The organism is Streptomyces sp. NPDC054961, from assembly GCF_053609145.1.
In genome coordinates, this window is sequence record NZ_JBSGWY010000042.1 from 40,218 (window position 1) to 57,960 (window position 17,743).

A 17,743-nucleotide genomic window follows, 5' to 3' on the forward strand; every position below is an offset into this window, starting at 1 on the left:
GTGTAGGGCCCGGTAGCGCTCGGCTCGGGCTTCTTCCTCCTCGGCGAGGCGGGCCCGCAGGTCGTAGTGCCCCAGCCATGCTCAGATCCATCATGCTGCCGAACTCCGCCGGGGCGGGGGCCGGTCGGCCCCCCTCGTGCTTGGCCACGACCGCGTTGTAGAGCGGGCCCGTGTGCCGAGTCAATGCTGCTGAGCAGTCAGGAGAGTTCAGTGCACTTCGATGTTGTTGTTGATGTTTCCGACCGTGAAACCGATCAGGCCGCCGCCGCAGGCGAGGAGGCAGAACCCGTTCGCAGGTGGCGTAGGGGGTACGGGGGCGGGCACCGCTGAGACTACGACGATGGTCGTGTTGCTCGAAGCGAAGCAGTTGTCGTTTCCGTTGTATGCGGCCGTGATCGTGTGAGTGCCGATGGTGGTGAAGGCGCTCGTGTGCCCCGCTTGTCCGGTCCCGTTGACGGGCACGGTGTTCAGGATGTCGCCCCCGTCGAAGAACGTCACGCCGAGACCTCCAGTGGGGTCAGCGTCACAGGTCACGGTCGCGGTCAGGGTCACGGGTAACCCGACGTTCGCTGCCGGGGGTGATGCTGTGACCGTCGTCGTCGAGTTCACAGCTGCCGCTGCCGGCGAGGCGAGGCCCACTACGGCGGCCAGCGCCAGGATGGTGCCGGTCTTCCACACGCTTCGGTCATGCCAACGTCTCACGGTTTCGGCTCCTTGATCGGTCAGGGCGGAGGTCCGCCGTGACTGGTCGGGGAGCGACACGTTACGCCGCAGGTTCTCGCATTCCGGGGAGGCTTGGGCCTAGTCAACCCACTTGGGTCAGAAGCATGGCGGGGTGTGGAGGGGAGCACGGTTCGCAGATTCCAGGACGGTTATGCGCAACGCTCCCTATGTATGTCGGCAGGCTCGTCCACCGTCGAAGCAATCGCGCCCGGACCAGAAACGAAAACTGTAAAGGGGCTCCGAGGGAAAAGGGCCGGTCCCCGTGTCGTCCAAGCGGTCTCGAGGGCGGATCTAGATCATGGGAGAGGCGACACGTGTGTAGGTGAGGGAGTTGCTGGTGCCGCCGATCGTGGTCACGTTGACGGAAACGGGGCCGGGTGCCCCCGCTGGGGCGGTCGCGGCAACCGTGGTGTCGGACAGCACGGTGAAGGCCGCGGGTGCGGCACCGAAGTGGACGGCGGTCGTGGTGGACAGGCCGCTGCCGGTGAGAGTGACGCCGGTTCCGGTATCGGTGGGCCCCTGCGTGGGGGCGAGGGAGCCGAGGACCGGTGAAGTCACGTAGGTGTAGACGACGGAGTTGCCGATGCCGCCCGGGCCGGTGACGGTCACGGCGACGGAGCCCGCTCCTGCTGGGGTGACGGCGGTGATCTGGGTGGGGGAGTTGACGGTGTAGCCGGTGGCGGGTGTGCTGCCGAAGGTGACTGCCGTGGCCCCGGTGAGGTCGGCCCCGGTGAGGGTGACGGTGGTGCCGCCCGAAGACGGTCCCTGGCTCGGCGACACGGTGGTGACGGTGGGAGCGTTGAGGTAGAAGAAGTAGACAGGACCGGTCGTACCGCCGGGCGTGGTGACGGTGACGGGTACGGCGCTTGTTCCCGCTGGGGTGACGGCGATGATCTGGGTGGGGGAGTTGACGGTGTAGCTGGTGGCGGGTGTGCTGCCGAAGGTGACTGCCGTGGCCCCGGTGAGGCCGGTCCCGGTGAGGATGACGGTGGTGCCGCCCGAAGACGGTCCCTGGCTCGGCGACGCGGCGGTCAGGGAGGGTTGTGCCGCGTAGGTATAGGGGACCGAGTTGCTGGTTCCGCTGGGGGTTTTGACGGTCACGGCTACGGTGCCGGTTCCGGACGGGGCTACTGCGGTGATCTGCGTCGGGGAGTTGACCGTGTAGCCGAGGGCCGCTTTGGTGCCGAACATGACGGCGGTGATGCCGACGAAACCGCTGCCGTTCAGGACGACGTTGTTGTTGCCTGCCGCAGGGCCCGTAGTGGGTGCGACCGAGGTGAGAACGGGAACGGCGGCGATGACGGCGGTGGGCCGGACTGCTCCCGCCGCGGTGGCGCTGTCTTTCACGGTGTCTCCGTAGCGTGTCGGGCGGGCCCGGGCGGGCCGAAGGGAGAGCTGGTCGGGTTGCCCTGCCTCTGCTTCTTTTGGGGGCGGGCAGTGGGGCCCCCGGCCCAGGTGGGGCTTCCGGGCCGGGGGCTTGGAGACGGACGGGCCCTGACGGGCTACCCCGTCCGCTCCGGACGGGCCGGCCGCTGAGCGGCCGGCCACTGAGGGGCGGTCAGATGCCGGGACTGGCGATGTAGGTGAACGCGTCCGCGAGGATCGCGCTGCCTGCGTCGTTGGTCACGACGACGTCGACGGGACCGCCGGTGCCGGGAGGCGTGACGGCCGACACCGAGGTGTCGGAGATCACGGTGAACGGTGCCGGGTTGCCGTCGAAGGTGACCTGGTTGGTGCTGGTGAAGCCGGTGCCGGACACGGTCACCGCGGTGCCGCCGGACTCCGGTCCCTCTGCCGGGACGACCGCCGTCACCGTCGGGACGGCGACGTAGGTGTACGAGAGCCCGTTGTTGGTGCCTCCGGCCGTGGTGACACTGACGCCGACCGAGCCGGCCGCGCCGGCCGGTGCGACGACCGTGAGCTTACTGTCGGACACCACCGTCGGCACCGCGCTGCTGGCGCCGAAGGAGACGCTGGTGGCACTGGAGAATCCGGTGCCGTTGATGGTGACGACGTCGCCGCCCGCGGTCGACCCGAAGGACGGGCTGAGGGACTGCTTGAACGGCGCCCCGACGTAGTAGAACGGGATCGGGTTGCTCGTCCCTCCCGGCGTGGTCACGGTGACGCCGACCGCTCCGGTGCCGGAGGGGGAGACTGCGGTGACCTGGGTGGGCGAGACGTTGGTGACGGAGGTGGCGAGCCGCGTGCCGAAGCGCACGGCTGAGGTGCCCGTGAGGCTGCTGCCGGTGATCGTGACGAGTGTGCCGCCGCCGCTGGATCCTTGGTTCGGGCTGATAGGCATGAGCGTTCCTCCTCGCTCGGCATGCGATACATTGCCGAGCAGTGATGGGGCGTTCGATCCGCGTACGTCCCGGATGAGGGCTTGCCTGCTCTCGTGTCCACTGGCCAAGTGGCATCTCGATGGCCTTGCGCCGATGCCCGGTCGACGGTCTGCAGCCGTCGGCGCTGTGCGCAGGGCCTGTAGAGAATCACATCCCGTCAGGCGGCAGTTGCCGCCTGATCAGGGGGCTTGCCCGTGTCTGTTTGCGGACTCGAATGCCGCTGATACGGACACGAGAATCAACCCAGCAGAGTGACAGGCAGACAATGCTTTCGGCGCGGAATCACTTGTTCAGGTGAGCGCCACGGCGTGAAACCGGGCGCAACGGCAGCGCATTGATGAATATCTGCCTATATGCAGACTCGTTGCAACATCCGAGATTGCCGGGTTGGTGAATCCACGGCCCCACGTGAACGGCCGCGCTCTGACGCGGAATCAGTCGCCGTGCGGCACACGGTGTTAGCTGGATACACGCCTGCGAACACGCCCCCCATTCGGGTGACATATGCTCTCCGCCCTTGCCGCGTCCCGTGACCAGTGGGCTACTTCGAAGAGGAGAACCACTGTGGTCATCGGCGCAAGGGCCAGCCAAAGACGCAGCCTGCCGATCGGCCGACGGACTCAGGGAGCGTCCCCATGGCGGTCATACCGAATCAGGGATCCACCGGTGGGGGCGACGCGGTGACCCTCACCGGCAGCCACTTCACCGGCACCACCGGTGTGCTCTACGGCTCCCGCCGTGCTGCCAGTTTCATCGTGCTCAACGACACGACCACCGCCACCGTCACCCCCTCCGGCCACGGCGCCGTCCCCGTCTCGGTCACCACCCCCGGTGGAACGGGTGTCGTCGGAAGTTTCTACTACCTGCCGCCGCCCTCCTTCCGCCTCACTCCTCCTCCTGCCGGCCCGTTGGACGGCGGCAATACCGTGCCCCTCGCCGGGCTCGGTCTCTACACCACGTACGAGGTCCTCTTCGGTACGCAGGCAGCCGCCTTCACCGTCGACTCCGACGGTCGACTCACTGTCACCGTCCCCGCGGCCGTCTCCGCAGGTCCGGTCACGATCACCGTACGAACCAGGGGCGGAACCGCCGGCGGGGTCGTCTACACCTACCTCGGCTCGCCGTCCATCACTGCCGTCACCCCGGACAAAGGGCCGGTGGACGGGGGCAATCTCGTGGTCATCACCGGAACTGCGTTCTCCTTCACGACTGGCGTCACGTTCGGCGGCACGCCCGCTCTTTCCTGGCGGATCGCCTCCGACACGGAGATCCACGCCCTGCTCCCAGCGGGAGAACTCGGCCCGGTCGACGTCTCCGTCGTCACCCTCGGCGGCACCGCGACCGCTTCGGACGCGTACACCTATCTGGGGCACTTCGCGGTGCTGGGCGGCGCGTCGGTCACCAACACCGGCCCCTCCGAAATCACCGGGGATCTCGGCGTGAGCCCGGGAGTGTCCGTCACCGGATTCCCGCCCGGTCAGGTTCACGGCACCATCCACATCACAGACGCTGACGCCCTTCAGGCTCACGCCGATCTCATCGCCACCTACGACACCGCCGTCGCCCAGCTCCCGGATGCCGGCATGTCCGGAGACCTCGGCGGCCTGACGCTGACTCCCGGCGTCTACAACGCCCCCACGTCCATCGCTCTCACCGGCACGCTCACCCTGGACGCCCAAGGCGACCGCAACGCCGAATGGGTTTTCCAGATCGGATCCACGTTGACCACGGCAACGGCCAGCCGCGTGCTCCTCATCGACGGAGCGACGGCCAGGAACGTGATCTGGCAAATCGGAAGCTCAGCCACTCTCGGCACCGACACCGCCTTCACGGGAAGGATCCTCGCCCTGACATCCATCACCGTGAACGCCGGCGTAACCATCCAGGGACAGGCCCTGGCCATCAACGGCTCGGTCACTCTCGACACCAACACCGTCACCCGCCCCTGGTGATGACTGAACCGCCCCGGCTCGACACACGACGCCGAGGGCAGCACCTCCACCCCGATGCTTCCGCCACGCCTCCGTCCGCTCCCTGGAGCGGTACGCCCGCCCCGGCGTCGACGCCGGACGTGACACGTCTCATTTGCGGCTGGTGACAGCGTTCTTACCGGCACCCCGGGAGTCCCGTGGGTTCAGGGAAACCGAAGGTCCTGCAGCGCGAACTCACGGGTCCACCGGTGTGCGTCAGGCCGACGGACCCGTGGGTTCGGATGAAACACGAGGACGGAGTGATCCGAAGGGCATCCCGTGTGACGTCGGTCTGGACGTTCTTGGGTTATGACGGCCGCCCGCCGAACTGCCAGTTGTGCACCTCTATCTCGGCGTATCGGTCGCGGGTCAGGATGGCTCCTGCCGTATCCGGGTCCGGCGCGCGGAGCAACGCGGCCGTGCCCAGCCAGGTGGTGCCGTCGTCGGACAACAGCGGCCCGTAGGCGATCAGGTCGTCCCGGTCGGTCGGCACGGCGAGGTCGGCGGCCTGCCCTGTGCCGAGGCCGAGCACCAAGTACCGGTTGCCACCAGTCCGGCCGCCGGGGAAGTCCCACATGGTGCGCCCCAACGTGTTGCTCCACCGCCGCAGCAGCACGTCCCGGTAGACGCCGGCCTGGTAGCCCGGCTCGTCGAAGGCGAACGCGCGGGCGGCGACGGGATCGGGCAGGTCGATGATGTGCACGCTGCCGGTGGGAGCGTCGCCGTCGCCGGTGAGGGTCGGGCCCCGGGCGATCAGCTCCTTCGCGTACCGGTCCATGTAGGACCAATGCTGTTCCAGCAGTCCGTTGCGCAACGCTACGGAGCCGGGTCGGTCGCGGTGATAGCAGAAGAACTCCATGCCCGCAGGGTCTCTCAAGGAGGTAACCAGGTCGAGCGTGTTTCACTGCGCTGACTGCTCGGCGGCTTCACCCAGAAGTACGCGTGCCGAGTCCGCGTAGCGGATGGCTGTCTTCTCGGCGAGGCCGAAGACCTCGGCGAGGTGGAGCGGGTCGGGGCCGTGGACGAGGGCTTCTTCGAGCTGGCGGTCGACACGGAGCCGTTCGAGGGTGGCTGTTTGGCCGCGGAGCGCGGCGGAGACGGAGACACCGCTGATGAGGCTGGTCTCCAGTGCGGTCTGCTTGTTGATCAGCAGGTGCGGGTTGGCGGTGTCGGGCCCCGGTGACGGGCCGGCCGACCACGCCATGCCCCGCCGTCAGGCGCGGCAGCGCAGCATTTCCAGCGGGGGGTTGGCGTAGAGGTCCGCCCAGTGGTCCGCGCCGAACGCGCGCAGGCCGGCCTCGGACACCTCGACCGGGAACCAGGTCAGGTCGCGGAAGCCGGCCGCCCTCAGGCAGTCCTCGTAGACCTCGCGGCGCGGGCGGTTGGCGACGAAGGAGACGGGCGGGTCGAGCAGCGCGGTGGTCCGCACCTGCGGTCCGGTCTCGACCTCGTCGCCGGTGAGCTCGCTGCGGAAGCCGTACTTCTCCGGGGACGGACCGTCGAAGCGGAAGTCGGGCGACTGGTTGAGCAGGAACAGCTCGGCGCCGGGCTTCAGGCTCCGGTGGACGGCGCGGCACATCAGCTCGGTGGTGGCGAGGTCCGGCGCGTAGTTGAGCAGCTGGACCGCCAGGCCCACGTCGAAGGGCCGCTCGAAGGTCCTTAGCCCGGACACGTCGCCGACCTCGTAGCGCACGCCCAGCGGATCGCGCTCCTCGATCTTCTGCGCGACGGCGATCATCTCGCCGGAGATGTCGATCCCGAGCACGTCCGTCGCCCCGCGCCGCTTGAACTCACGGCTGTAGAAGCCGGTACCGGACGCCAGGTCGAGGACCGACTTCCCGCTCACGTCCCCGACGAGCGCGAGGAACCCGGGCACCACCGCGTACTGCTCCAGAGGAAGAGCCTTGAACCCCTCGTACGCCTCGCCGATCTCGTCGTACTGCTGCCGCGCACTCATCGTGCCGTCCTCCCCGTGGGTTTCACCGTGCCATCGGCCCCGACCGCCCGCGTTCGCGGCGGGCCGCGGCCTCTGCCTGGCAGTCTCGCCCAACCTGGCAGGCCGTCAGGCTTGGCGGAAACCACGAAAATCCGGGCGCAGTCCCGGGCTCCCGCACAGGCGGACCTGCGGTTTCGCCCGGCTGGGCGACGGGGCAGCCCATCCGCGACCTTCGCCACCGTGCGGCTTCGGACCAAGGTCACCAAGGGCGCCGGGGCCCGCTCCGCCGGACTCGCGATGGTGTTCAAGCTGGTCGAGTCCGCCCAGGCCCGCTGGCGTGCCGTCAACGGCGCCCACCTGGTCGCGCTCGTCCGCGCCGGCGCCTGCTTCGAAAGCGGCCTGCTCGTCAAGCGTGCCGAGGCCCTCGCAGCCTGATCAGGGGCTGCGAGGGCCGGGCAAGGGGGGTTACGCGGTGGTGGGGCTGCTGCTGGTCCCGGCGCGCAGGGCCGCGATGAGCCAGGCGAACACGGGCGCAAGGCTCGGCGGGAGGGGCCAGGCGTTGATCACGGCAAGGAGGTGCCAGTAGCGTTCCGCGCGCGGGTCGTTGGCGGTCTCCAGGCGCGTCAACAACCACTCGCGCAGCTCGCCGTCGTCCGCACGGTCGAAGGCTCGGGCGTAGCGCGCGGTCAGGTCACGGACGACGGGCACGGACTCGGCGGAGGCCGGGGCGATGCCGGTGGCGAGGGCGTCGCCAACCCGGTCGCGGACGGCTTCGGTGAGCTCCTGGTGCAGGCCGGTGGTGTCGCCCTGGGCACGCTCGTTCGCCTGGTGCTCGGCCATCCGTCGCACGGAGGCGCGGAAGGCCGGGTCCTGGGTGAGTTCGGCGAGCTCGACCCAGGCGTCGACCTGCTCGGGTTCGGGGTCGTCGGGCAGCTCGGGCATGGCCGAACGCATCAGGGCCACGAAGTCGGGGTTGGCTTCGAGACCGCCGAAGGTGTCGTCGATGAAGTCGTTGACGAGGCGTCGGCGTTCGTCGTCGGAGAGTTTCGCGAGCTTGTGCATGAGGTCCATCTCCTTGGGAGTAGAGCCCCGTTTGGCCACCGCCCGCAGCACCGCGCGTCGCAGTCGAAGGGTGCGGATCTGCACCTCCAGTGCGTCGGCGTGTGCCGCCGCGACCTCGGGCACCGAGATCTCCCGGTCCAGCACCTGCCGGATGACGGCAAGTTCCAGGCCCAGGTCGCGAAGAGTGCGCACCAGATCCAGGCGTGCAAGCGCGGTGATGTCGTAGAGCCGGTAGCCAGCCGGGCTTCGGTCGGTCGACGGCACGATCCCGGTGTCGGAGTAGAACCGTATGGTCTTGACCGTCAGCCCGGTCCTACGGGCCAGAGCCCCGATCGTGAAGAGTCCGTCGCCGTCCATGCCCCCACCCTTGTGTCTCCCCTTACTGGAGACTCAAGTCATCTTCCCTCCGCCCCACCACCCCACGGGACCGAGACAGCTGCCTCATCCACAGGTCTTGACAATTGCTCGATGCCGAGCGCGATCAGTACGTAGAGGAGCTGACGGGCAGGCTCGTTCACCGGGCGCCGGCCCGGCTCTGTGCGTCGAGCGTCGCCGCCATCGCCCGGACGATGCGGGCGAGGCCGCGGGCGTGGTTCCAGTTCGCGTGGTCGCCCTGGCCCAGCGGGCCCACATCGAGGAAGTACGCCCACTCGGCCAGGGCGGCGCCCGCGCGCTCGGTGCGCTGGTCCTTGGGGATCCTCGCCACCGCGGCATGCAGCTCCTGACCCGCGGTGATGAGGTCGTCGACGAGCCGCGCCACGCCTTCGGCGTCGGGCCGCTGCTCGTAGGACGCCAGTGCCCGTCGCACGAGCTCCTCGATCGTTTGGGCCTCGCTCGGATTCATGCGGTTGCTCCCTACCGTCGTCAGCGGACGCCCAACCACCGCCCGATCACTGCGTGGTACGAAGAGGTAACCGCAGGTGCCCCCTCGGCGAGTACCGTTGGAGGGTCGGAGAAGTATGCAAGCCATGCATTCTGTCGGGAGAGCCCATGGCGCAGCACTCACGCACGCCCAACCCTGGTCTGTCCGCACTCCTTGACCAGGCCGGATGGTCGAGACGGCAGCTCGCTTCGATCATCAACCGCGTCGGCGCCGAGGCAGGCCTCACCCTCAAGTACGGCCAGCCGGCAGTCTCGCAATGGATCGCAGGTCACCAGCCCCGGGCCCAGGTCAGGGCCCTGATCGTCGAAGCTTTCGAGCGGAAGCTCGGACGGCCTGTCACCTACGCCGAGGCCGGGCTGACCCCACCCGCCGGGACGACTGACGCGGACACTGTCCGGGACCTCGTAGACCTGGGAAGGGCAGACATGGATCCGTCCCGACGCCGCATCATCGCCGCCGGCGTCTTCAGCGCGGCACTCGCCATCCCCTTGTTCCCCACCCTCGCCAGGGCCGATAGCCCCGAACCCATAAGGCCGGGCAAGGCCACCACCCGCGTGGGACAAGGCCAGGTGACGGCCATCGAGACGATGACGGACCGAATCGCAGACATCCTCGACGAGCTCGGCGCCGGGCACGCGCGGCCGATGGCCGCCGCGTTCCTCGTGAACACCGTCGGGCCCTGGCTCAAGGCGGAGGCGGCCGCGCCCGTGCGTCGCAGCATGCTCGCCGCAGCCTCCGACCTTGTGTACCTGACGGGCTGGATGGCCATGTACGAGCGTCAGCACCGGCTCGGCCAGGAGTACTACGTATCCGCGCTCAAGCTCGCCGGGGAGGCTGACGAACACGTCACCTATTGCCGCACCCTGCGCGGCATGTCACTCCAAGCCTCCAACCTGGGATACGGGCGCCGCGCCCTTGAGCTTGCCGACTCCGCTGCCGAGGCAGCGCCCGTGGCTGGGCCGCGTCTCGTGGCATTCCTTCGTGGGCAGCAGGCACACGGCGCCGCCATGGTGGGCGACAAGCGCCAGGCCTTCGCTCGGCTACGGGAAGCGGAGGAGGCGCTGGCGCGTGCGGACGACCGGCGCGAAAGTATCGGCGGCTACGACCGGACGGCCTACCTCTTCCACGTCGCGCACGTCCAGAACGAGACGAAGGACGTCGCGGGGTCCGTCAAGACCCTGCGGGAGTCGATCCGGGTACAGCCAGCCAACGAACGACAGGGCAGGCTGCACGCCCACGGGCTCCTTGCCCAACGCCAGCTGTCCATTGGTCACGTCGAGGCCGCGTGCGAATCGTGGGGCAGGTTCCTCGACGACTACGAGGCGCTGTCGTCCGCTCGCGGTGACGAGCACTTCGAGGTGATGAACCTCCGGCTTCGTCAGCACGGCGGCGTTCGGGCGGTTCGGGACCTGCGCGAGCGTGCCCGCCTGGTCGGAACACGGAAGGGCTGACATGGGCGTACCGCAGCCGTTGTCCGACGAGGCGATTCAGGAACAGCTGACCGGGCTGCCCGGGTGGGAGCGGAAGGGCGACGAGATCACCCGTACGTTCGAGATCCGCTACCACGCGGCGGTCGCCGCGATCGTCACGATCGCGGACCGGTCACGCCGCATCCAGCACCATGCCGACCTCGACCTCCGGATCGACAGCCTGCGCGCCTCGATCACCACGCACGACGCCGGCCACCGGCTGACGCTCGCGGACTTCGACCTCGCCCACCGCATCGACGCGATCGTGGCCGCGCACCAGGCGCTCCCGCTGGACTGAGCCCGGACGCACGAAATCTCCCCCTCTCGCCCGCGGGCGAGAGGGGGAGATTTCTTCCCCGTCAGCTCCAGATGTTCTTGCGGTGCTCCCGCAGCTCCTTGAAGGAGTCCAGGTCCGGGACGGTCCAGCCGTCGAGGTCGTACTCCTCCAGGGCCTGCTCGGCGAAGCCGCGGTAGCCGTCGAGCTGGCCGCTGGCGGCCTGCGCGTGGAAGATGTCGGTGCGCACCTGCTCGTGGTTGCCCGAGTAGTTGCGCTCGTACAGCTCGTGGCGGCCGCCGAACTCGGAGCCGACCGCGTCCCACAGCATCTTCATCAGCTTGACCCGGCTGACCGAGTCGTAGCCGTTGGACCCGCGCACGTACTTGTCGAGGTAGGGGCGGATCTCGGGGTTGGCGAAGTCCTCGGCGCTGGAGTTGACGTAGATCAGGCCGCTGGCGACGTCCTGCTGGATGATCTCCTTGATGCGCGGGTAGCCGATGGTCATGAACCAGCGGTAGGCCATCCCGTAGTCCAGGCGCGGCAGCAGCGCGCCGTCCTTCCACTCCTGCGGGTTGCGGGCCGCCGCGTCGCTGAGCGCCCAGAACATGTTCCGCCAGGCCAGGACCTCGCCGACGCGGGCCTGGATGCCGCGGAAGTCCTTGCTGCCGGTCATGTCGACGGCCTTGAGGAGCAGGCCCGCGATGAAGTCGATCTTCACGGCGAGGCGGATGGCCCCGTGGAAGGTGAGCCGCTCCAGGAAGCCCGACTGCGGGGCGAAGCCGTTGACCTTGTCGACGTCCCCGTAGAGGAAGACGTTCTCCCAGGGGATGAGCACCTTGTCCAGGACGAAGATGGTGTCGTTCTCGTCGAGCCGGCTGGAGAGCGGGTAGTCGAAGGGGCTGCCCGTGAGGGCGGCGGCCGCCGCGTAGGAGGGGCGGCAGATCAGCTTCAGGCCGGGCGATCCCATCGGGATGGTCGCGACGAGCGCGAACTTCTTGTCGCGCAGCGGCAGGCCGTAGTGCGAGATGAAGTTGTAGTTGGTGATGGCCGAGCCGGTGGCGACCACCTTCGCGCCGGAGACGACCAGACCCGCGTCGGTCTCCTTCTCCACGTGCACGAAGACGTCCTGGACCTCCTCGGTCGGCAGGTGACGGTCGACCGGCGGGTGGATGATCGCGTGGTTCCAGAAGAGGACCTTCTCCTGGGACTCCTTGTACCAGCGCTTCGCGTTGTCCTCGAAGGGCGCGTAGTAGTCGCTGTTGGCCCCCAGGGTGCCGAGGAAGGCGGCCTTGTAGTCGGGGCTGCGGCCCATCCAGCCGTAGGTCATCCTGGCCCACTCGGCTATCGCCTCGCGGTCCTCCACCATGTCCTGCACGGTGCGCGGGGTGCGGAAGAACTTGTGGGTGTAGCCGTTGCTGCCGGTGTCGGTACGGGTGGTGAGCACGTCCTTCTTGGCGGGGTCGTGCAGCGCGTTGTAGAGCCGCGCGGTCATCAGCGCCGAGTTGCGGAAGGCCGGGTGGGCGGTGACGTCCTTGACGCGTTCGCCGTAGAGGTAGATCTCGCGGTCGTCGCGCAGGCTCTCCAGGTACTCATCGCCGGTCATGGGGCGGGTCACGGGGGCCTCCGCGGCCTGGGGAGCCTCCGCGGCCCGGGGGGCCTCGGCGGCGTCGGGGCCGGTCGGCTGCGCGTCGCCGTTCGGGAGCGTCATGTCCTATGTCCTTTGTCCGGTCGATGAACCTGTGAGTGGTGGGTGGCCCGCGAAGGCCGCAGCCCAGCCGTGGGCGGGCCCGTCGAGCGAGCCGGTCCAGGCGGCGCCTTCGGAGGGCCGGCGGAATTCGCCGAGCACCCCGGAGTGGAAGACGAGGGGTTCGCCGCCGGGAGCGTCGAAGGCGACGACCTCGCCGACGTGCAGGACGTGGTCCCCGCCGTCGTACGAGGCCCAGGGAACGCAGGAGAAGTGGGCGACGGCGCCCTCGACGCGCGGCGCCGTCAGGTCGTCGCCCCAGCTGAGGTCCGGTGCCTCGGCCAGGTCGCCCCGGCCGGCGAACAGCCAGGCCAGGTCGCGCTGGTGGGCGCCGAGGACGTTGATGCCGAACGGGGCGCCGACGAGCCGCTCGCAGGTGCGGCTGCGGCGGTCCAGCGACACGAGGACCAGCGGCGGATCGAGCGAGACCGAGGTGAAGGCGGAGACGGTGGCGCCGTAGACGGCGTCGTCCCGCGCGGTGGTGACCACGGTGACGCCCGAGGCGAACTGGCCCAGGCAGTCCCTCAGCGCACGCTGCACAAGGCTCACGGAATCCTCCTCGACGGATAACGGGCGCAAGAACCGGGTAATCGCATTCCGCTGCATTTGAAAAGATCGGGTGATGAACAATGGCGGAGCACTGCCGCCACGCGGGCATTGTTCCAGGGGTCGCTGAAGAATCAGTACAGGGAAATACGGGCCGTTCGGAACGCTTGACGGATGACGAGTTCCCGCTCTAGCTTTCTGCTGTTTCCTGCGCGTCGCCGCAGGTCGTCAGGTTGCTTGGCCGAGGCCGCGCCGGCGTGTGACCGCACTGACGCGTTCCGGAAATTCTCTGCCCGAACCCGCTGCCGCCCGTACAGACCTAGGGGTCCCCAAATGCGAATCCAAGTAGATGTCAACGAGGCTCTGCAGGACTATGTGGCCAGCATTTCCCTGCGCGAGCCCGACGTACTGCGTGACCTCCGGGTGAAGACCTCGGAGCTGCCCCTGTCGCTCATGCAGATCTCGCCCGAGCAGGGACAGTTCATTTCCCTGCTGGTGAAGGCGATCGGCGCGAAGAAGGCCCTGGAGGTCGGTGTCTTCACCGGCTACAGCCTGCTCGCCACGGCGCTGGCGCTGCCCGAGGGCGGCAGCGTGACCGCGCTGGACATCAGCGAGGAGTGGACCGCGATCGCCCGGGACTTCGCCGAGCGGGCGGGGGTCTCGGACAAGATCGACCTGCGCATCGGCGACGCGCGGGCCTCCCTCGACGCGCTGCTCCTCGAGGAGGGCGCGGCCGGATCCTTCGACTTCGTCTTCATCGACGCCGACAAGGAGAACTACGGGGCCTACTACGAGGCCGCGCTGACGCTGCTGCGCCCCGGCGGCCTCATCGTGGTGGACAACGTGCTGTGGCACGGCGCCGTGCTCGACGAGACGAAGCAGGACTCCGAGACGACGGCCCTGCGGGCGTTCAACGCGAAGGTGCGCGACGACAAGCGCGTGGAGCTGAGCGTCCTGCCGTTCGCCGACGGTCTCACCTTCGCCCTCAAGCGCTGACCCGGGCGACGCCGGCCGGCGCGCCACCCGCGCGCCCACCCGCGTCCCCCGGAGCACCGGCCCGAGCGCTGCCCGAGCGCCGGCCCCCCCGCACCAGTCCACAGATCCCCGACGCCCGATTCCTCGAGAAGGTATGACCATGCCGCAGTACCCAGCCGGGATGCACAGAAGGCGCTTCCTCATCGGAGCGGCCGCCGCGGGCGGAGCCACCGCACTCGGTCTGGAGGGGACGGCCGCGGCGGCGGACCCCGCCGCCGGCGCCGCCGCCATCGCGACGACGTCCACCGTCGGACCGGTCTCGGTGACCGCCGCCGACCAGCAGTACCCGGACCTGGTCCGGGCGCTCAACGCCCGGTACGTGGCCGGCCCCGAGTCCGTGAAGGTCATCGACTCGCCCTCGCAGGTGGGGCCGGTCCTCACCGAGGCGGTCCGGTCCAACAAGCGGGTGACGATACGCAGCGGCGGGCACTGCCTCGAGGACTTCGTCTACAACTCCTCCACGCAGATCGTGCTCGATCTGTCGAACATGAACGGCGTGTACTACGAGCCCGCCAAGAACGCCGTCTGCGTGGAGGCCGGGGCCACCCTGCTGGACGTGTACTCCAAGCTGTACGCGGCCTGGGGCGTGACCATACCCGGCGGCATCTGCTACTCGGTGGGCATGGGCGGGCACGTCTCCGGCGGCGGCTGGGGCATGCTCGTGCGCCGCAACGGCCTGGTCGTCGACCACCTGTACGCCGTCGAGGTGGTCACCGTCGCGGCCGACGGCTCGGTCAGGACGATCCACGCCACCCGGGAGCCCACCGACGCGAACCGCGAACTGTGGTGGGCCCACACGGGCGGAGGCGGCGGCAACTTCGGCGTGGTGACCCGCTACTACTTCCGCTCGCCCGACGCCACCGGCACCGACCCTCGCGGGCTGCTGCCGAAGCCGCCGGCCGAGGTGCTGTTCAGCGCGGTGTCGTGGGCGTGGAGCGACCTGACCAAGGAGGAGTTCGTCCGCCTGACGCAGAACTACGCGTCCTGGCACGTCGCGAACATCGGGCCGGACAGCCCGAACCGGTTCGTCACCAGCTTCCTGCTGCTCAACCACCGGTCGAACGGACAGATCGGCATGGTCACCCAGGTCGACGCGGCGGCCCCGAACGCGCAGCAGCTGCTGAACGACTACCTCACGTACATGAACCAGGGCATCGACACCCCGCAGGGCGCCCTGACCGAGGCCATGGGCGACGTGGCCCCCATGCCGCAGTTCGCCCAGCCGCGCCGGATGCCCTGGCTCCAGGCCACCCGCTTCGCCGGAACGACGAACCCGCAGCTCAACGACCCGACCCTGCGGGCCGAGTACAAGTCGGCCTACATGAAGGCGAACTTCCCGCTCGCCCAGTCCGAGGCGCTGTACAAGCACCTCACCCGGACCGACATCGACAACCCGAAGATCAACATCCAGCTGACCCCGTACGGCGGCAAGGCCAACGCGGTCGCCGAGGGCGACACGGCGGCGCCGCACCGGGGCGCGGCCTTCAAGATGCTGTGGTCGGTGCTGTGGAACGAGGCGTCCGACGACGCCAAGTACATCGCCTGGACCCGGGAGAGCTACGAGGAGACGTACGCGAGCACCGGCGGCGTGCCCGTGCCCAACGCCGTCACGGACGGGTGCTACGTCAACTACCCGGACGCGGACCTGAACGACCCGGCGCGCAACCGCTCCACGGTGCCGTGGAGCACCCTCTACTACAAGGGGAACTACCCGCGGCTGCAGGAGGCGAAGAAGAAGTACGACCCGAAGAACTTCTTCCGCCACGCCCAGTCCGTGCAGCTGCCCGGCGCCTGAGCGCCGCGCGGGCGCGGCGCGCCCCACCGTGCCGCGCCCCGCGGGCCGGGTCCGGATCCTCCGGGCCCGGCCCGCCGCGCGTGGCCCGCCGCGCGTGGCCCGCCTCGCGTCGCCCGCCTCGCGTCGCCCGCGGGCCCCGGCGCGGGCCGTACCCCCCTCCCGAGAACGAGCGCAATTCTCTGGGCGCCAGGGCACCGTCGCGATCTCTAGCGTTGCCGCGTCAAGGCACGTGAACGGCGGAGGGGTTGGGCGATGGTGCAGGACAGCAGGGGCGGGATGGGGCGGCGCAACTTCCTCGCGGGAGGTGCCGCGGCGGGTGGAGCCGCACTGCTCACGGGCACGGGTCTGGTGTCGTCGCCGGCGGCCGCGGCCGAGGACACGGGCGCCCTGGCGGAGCCCATCACGGCGGTCACGCCGGCGGACAAGCGGTACAAGGACCTCGTCCGGGGCTGGAACCAGCGCTGGGTGGCCTCGCCGGAGACGGTCTACCTCGCCGAGAGCACCGCGCAGGTCCAGGAGGTCGTGCAGAAGGCGGTGAAGGCCGGCAAGCGGCTCACCGTCCGCGGCGGCGGCCACTGCTGGGAGGACTGGGTCTTCAACGCGGACGTCCGCGTCATCCTCGACATGACCAAGATGAACAAGGTCTACTTCGACCCCGCGAAGAACGCCATCGCGGTGGAGGCCGGGGCCCAGCTGCTGAACGTGTACGAGCGCATGTACCGGACCTGGGGCGTGGCCATACCGGCCGGCATGTGCTTCCAGGTCGGCGCGGGCGGCCACATCAGCGGCGGCGGCTGGGGTCTGCTCTGCCGCAAGCTCGGCCTGGTCGTGGACCACCTGTACGCCGTGGAGGTCGTGTCCGTCGACGCCGACGGCATCGCCCGGACCCACGTCGCGACGCGCGAGGCGAACGACCCGCACCGCGAACTGTGGTGGGCGCACACCGGTGGCGGCGGCGGCAACTTCGGCGTCATCACCCGCTTCTGGTTCCGCTCCCCCGGCGCCACGGGCACCAACCCGGCCGCCCTGCTCCCGCAGCCGCCGGCCGAGGTGCTCGTCAGCGCCGTCTCCTGGCCGTGGGCCGAGATGACCAAGGACCGGTTCGCCCGCCTGGTCAAGAACTACGGCGACTGGCACGCGCGCAACCTCAGGCCGGGCAGCGTCAACGACAACCTCGTCACCATGCTGGCCCTGAACCACAAGTCGAACGGGTACATCGGCCTCATCACCCAGCTGGACGCGACCATCCCCGACGCGGAGGGGGTGCTGAACCGGTTCCTCGCGGAGATGACCGCGGGACTGGACATCGCGCACCAGCCGCTGACCACGGCGATGGGCGAGCTGTCCGCGATGCCGGAGCTGGCCAAGCCGCGGCGGATGCCGTGGCTGCAGGCCACCCGCTACCTCGGGACGACCAACCCCACGCTGAACGATCCCAGCCTCAAGGGCGACTTCAAGTCCTCGTACTACCGCACGGCCATGCCGGACGCGCACGTGGACGCCTTCTACACGCACCTCACCCGCGAGGACCTCGTCAACCCCACCGCCTCGGTGCTGCTCAGCTCCTTCGGCGGGCAGGTCAACGCGGTCGCCCCCGGGGACACGGCCGCCCCGCACCGCGGGGCCGCGTTCAAGGCCGCCTGGATGATCTGGTGGACCGATCCGGCGGACGAGGCCAAGTCCCTGCAGTGGATCCGCGAGTTCTTCCACGGCGCCTACGCGGACACCGGCGGCGTCCCGGTCCCCAACGCGGTGACCGACGGCTGCTACGTCAACTACCCGGACATCGACCTGCACGACCCGGCCTACAACACCTCGGGCGTGCCGTGGTCCACGCTCTACTACAAGGACAACTACCCGCGCCTGCAGCAGGTGAAGAAGAAGTACGACCCGCGCAACGTGTTCCGGCACAGCCAGTCCGTAGAGCTGCCGACGCCGTGAGGCGGCCGGCACCGCGGCGC

16 protein-coding genes and 1 pseudogene are annotated in these 17,743 nt (G+C 69.3%); 7 read left to right on the plus strand and 10 right to left on the minus strand.

Annotation, left to right across the window (positions count from 1 at the left end):
• Positions 1 to 207: 207 nt before the first annotated feature.
• From ACWF9Z_RS29555 to ACWF9Z_RS29565, 3 genes are all read right to left on the minus strand, one after another.
• Complete coding sequence (locus ACWF9Z_RS29555; RefSeq protein WP_453606977.1) at positions 208 to 678, minus strand: Ig-like domain-containing protein; 471 nt, start codon at positions 676 to 678, stop codon at positions 208 to 210.
• Between the two features lie 336 nt (positions 679 to 1,014).
• Entirely contained in the window at positions 1,015 to 2,070 is a 1,056-nt protein-coding gene (locus ACWF9Z_RS29560) for an IPT/TIG domain-containing protein (RefSeq protein ID WP_453606980.1), read from the minus strand.
• A gap of 211 nt (positions 2,071 to 2,281) precedes the next feature.
• Complete coding sequence (locus ACWF9Z_RS29565; RefSeq protein ID WP_453606981.1) at positions 2,282 to 3,025, minus strand: IPT/TIG domain-containing protein; 744 nt, start codon at positions 3,023 to 3,025, stop codon at positions 2,282 to 2,284.
• Positions 3,026 to 3,700: 675 nt separating this feature from the next.
• Here ACWF9Z_RS29565 and ACWF9Z_RS29570 point away from each other — a divergent pair.
• Positions 3,701 to 5,017 carry an ice-binding family protein gene (locus ACWF9Z_RS29570; RefSeq protein WP_453606983.1) on the plus strand — a complete coding sequence of 439 codons (1,317 nt, stop codon included), beginning with the start codon at positions 3,701 to 3,703 and terminating at the stop codon, positions 5,015 to 5,017.
• A 325-nt stretch (positions 5,018 to 5,342) separates the two neighbouring features.
• Here ACWF9Z_RS29570 and ACWF9Z_RS29575 read toward each other — a convergent pair whose 3' ends face one another.
• Genes ACWF9Z_RS29575 through ACWF9Z_RS29585 form a run of 3 tightly spaced genes read right to left on the minus strand, consistent with a single transcriptional unit; the run spans position 5,343 to position 6,992 of the window.
• Positions 5,343 to 5,894 (minus strand): YciI family protein, encoded by a 552-nt coding sequence (locus tag ACWF9Z_RS29575; protein ID WP_453606986.1) that lies wholly within the window; start codon positions 5,892 to 5,894, stop codon positions 5,343 to 5,345.
• 42 nt (positions 5,895 to 5,936) lie between these two features.
• Positions 5,937 to 6,239 (minus strand): hypothetical protein, encoded by a 303-nt coding sequence (locus tag ACWF9Z_RS29580; RefSeq protein WP_453606989.1) that lies wholly within the window; start codon positions 6,237 to 6,239, stop codon positions 5,937 to 5,939.
• 9 nt (positions 6,240 to 6,248) lie between these two features.
• Positions 6,249 to 6,992 carry a class I SAM-dependent methyltransferase gene (locus tag ACWF9Z_RS29585; protein WP_453606991.1) on the minus strand — a complete coding sequence of 248 codons (744 nt, stop codon included), beginning with the start codon at positions 6,990 to 6,992 and terminating at the stop codon, positions 6,249 to 6,251.
• Positions 6,993 to 7,196: 204 nt separating this feature from the next.
• Here ACWF9Z_RS29585 and ACWF9Z_RS29590 point away from each other — a divergent pair.
• Positions 7,197 to 7,385: pseudogene (locus ACWF9Z_RS29590) on the plus strand (IS256 family transposase); the annotation flags it as partial.
• 51 nt (positions 7,386 to 7,436) lie between these two features.
• Here ACWF9Z_RS29590 and ACWF9Z_RS29595 read toward each other — a convergent pair.
• The gene (locus ACWF9Z_RS29595; protein ID WP_453606994.1) at positions 7,437 to 8,390 is read right to left on the minus strand and encodes a MerR family transcriptional regulator; all 954 of its coding nucleotides are present in this window, start codon (positions 8,388 to 8,390) and stop codon (positions 7,437 to 7,439) included.
• A 157-nt stretch (positions 8,391 to 8,547) separates the two neighbouring features.
• Positions 8,548 to 8,877 (minus strand): DUF6415 family natural product biosynthesis protein, encoded by a 330-nt coding sequence (locus ACWF9Z_RS29600; protein WP_453606997.1) that lies wholly within the window; start codon positions 8,875 to 8,877, stop codon positions 8,548 to 8,550.
• Between the two features lie 146 nt (positions 8,878 to 9,023).
• Between ACWF9Z_RS29600 and ACWF9Z_RS29605 the strand changes: the two genes are divergently transcribed.
• Positions 9,024 to 10,367 (plus strand): hypothetical protein, encoded by a 1,344-nt coding sequence (locus ACWF9Z_RS29605; protein ID WP_453606999.1) that lies wholly within the window; start codon positions 9,024 to 9,026, stop codon positions 10,365 to 10,367.
• Between the two features lies 1 nt (position 10,368).
• Positions 10,369 to 10,683 (plus strand): 4a-hydroxytetrahydrobiopterin dehydratase, encoded by a 315-nt coding sequence (locus tag ACWF9Z_RS29610; RefSeq protein ID WP_453607002.1) that lies wholly within the window; start codon positions 10,369 to 10,371, stop codon positions 10,681 to 10,683.
• A gap of 61 nt (positions 10,684 to 10,744) precedes the next feature.
• Here ACWF9Z_RS29610 and ACWF9Z_RS29615 read toward each other — a convergent pair whose 3' ends face one another.
• A complete protein-coding gene (locus ACWF9Z_RS29615; RefSeq protein ID WP_453607036.1) occupies positions 10,745 to 12,265 on the minus strand; it encodes a 4-hydroxyphenylacetate 3-hydroxylase family protein in 1,521 nt (506 codons plus the stop codon).
• Between the two features lie 108 nt (positions 12,266 to 12,373).
• On the minus strand, positions 12,374 to 12,955 hold the full coding sequence (locus ACWF9Z_RS29620) for a flavin reductase family protein (protein WP_453607003.1): 582 nt from the start codon (positions 12,953 to 12,955) through the stop codon (positions 12,374 to 12,376).
• A gap of 330 nt (positions 12,956 to 13,285) precedes the next feature.
• On the opposite strand from ACWF9Z_RS29620, the gene ACWF9Z_RS29625 reads away from it, so the two are divergent.
• The 3 genes from ACWF9Z_RS29625 (at position 13,286) to ACWF9Z_RS29635 (ending at position 17,723) form a co-directional block, all read left to right on the plus strand.
• Complete coding sequence (locus ACWF9Z_RS29625; protein WP_453607005.1) at positions 13,286 to 13,948, plus strand: class I SAM-dependent methyltransferase; 663 nt, start codon at positions 13,286 to 13,288, stop codon at positions 13,946 to 13,948.
• Positions 13,949 to 14,108: 160 nt separating this feature from the next.
• Positions 14,109 to 15,782, plus strand: a complete 1,674-nt coding sequence (locus ACWF9Z_RS29630) for an FAD-binding oxidoreductase (RefSeq protein ID WP_453607008.1) — start codon at positions 14,109 to 14,111, stop codon at positions 15,780 to 15,782.
• Positions 15,783 to 16,034: 252 nt separating this feature from the next.
• Positions 16,035 to 17,723, plus strand: a complete 1,689-nt coding sequence (locus tag ACWF9Z_RS29635; RefSeq protein WP_453607010.1) for an FAD-binding oxidoreductase — start codon at positions 16,035 to 16,037, stop codon at positions 17,721 to 17,723.
• Positions 17,724 to 17,743: the final 20 nt, after the last annotated feature.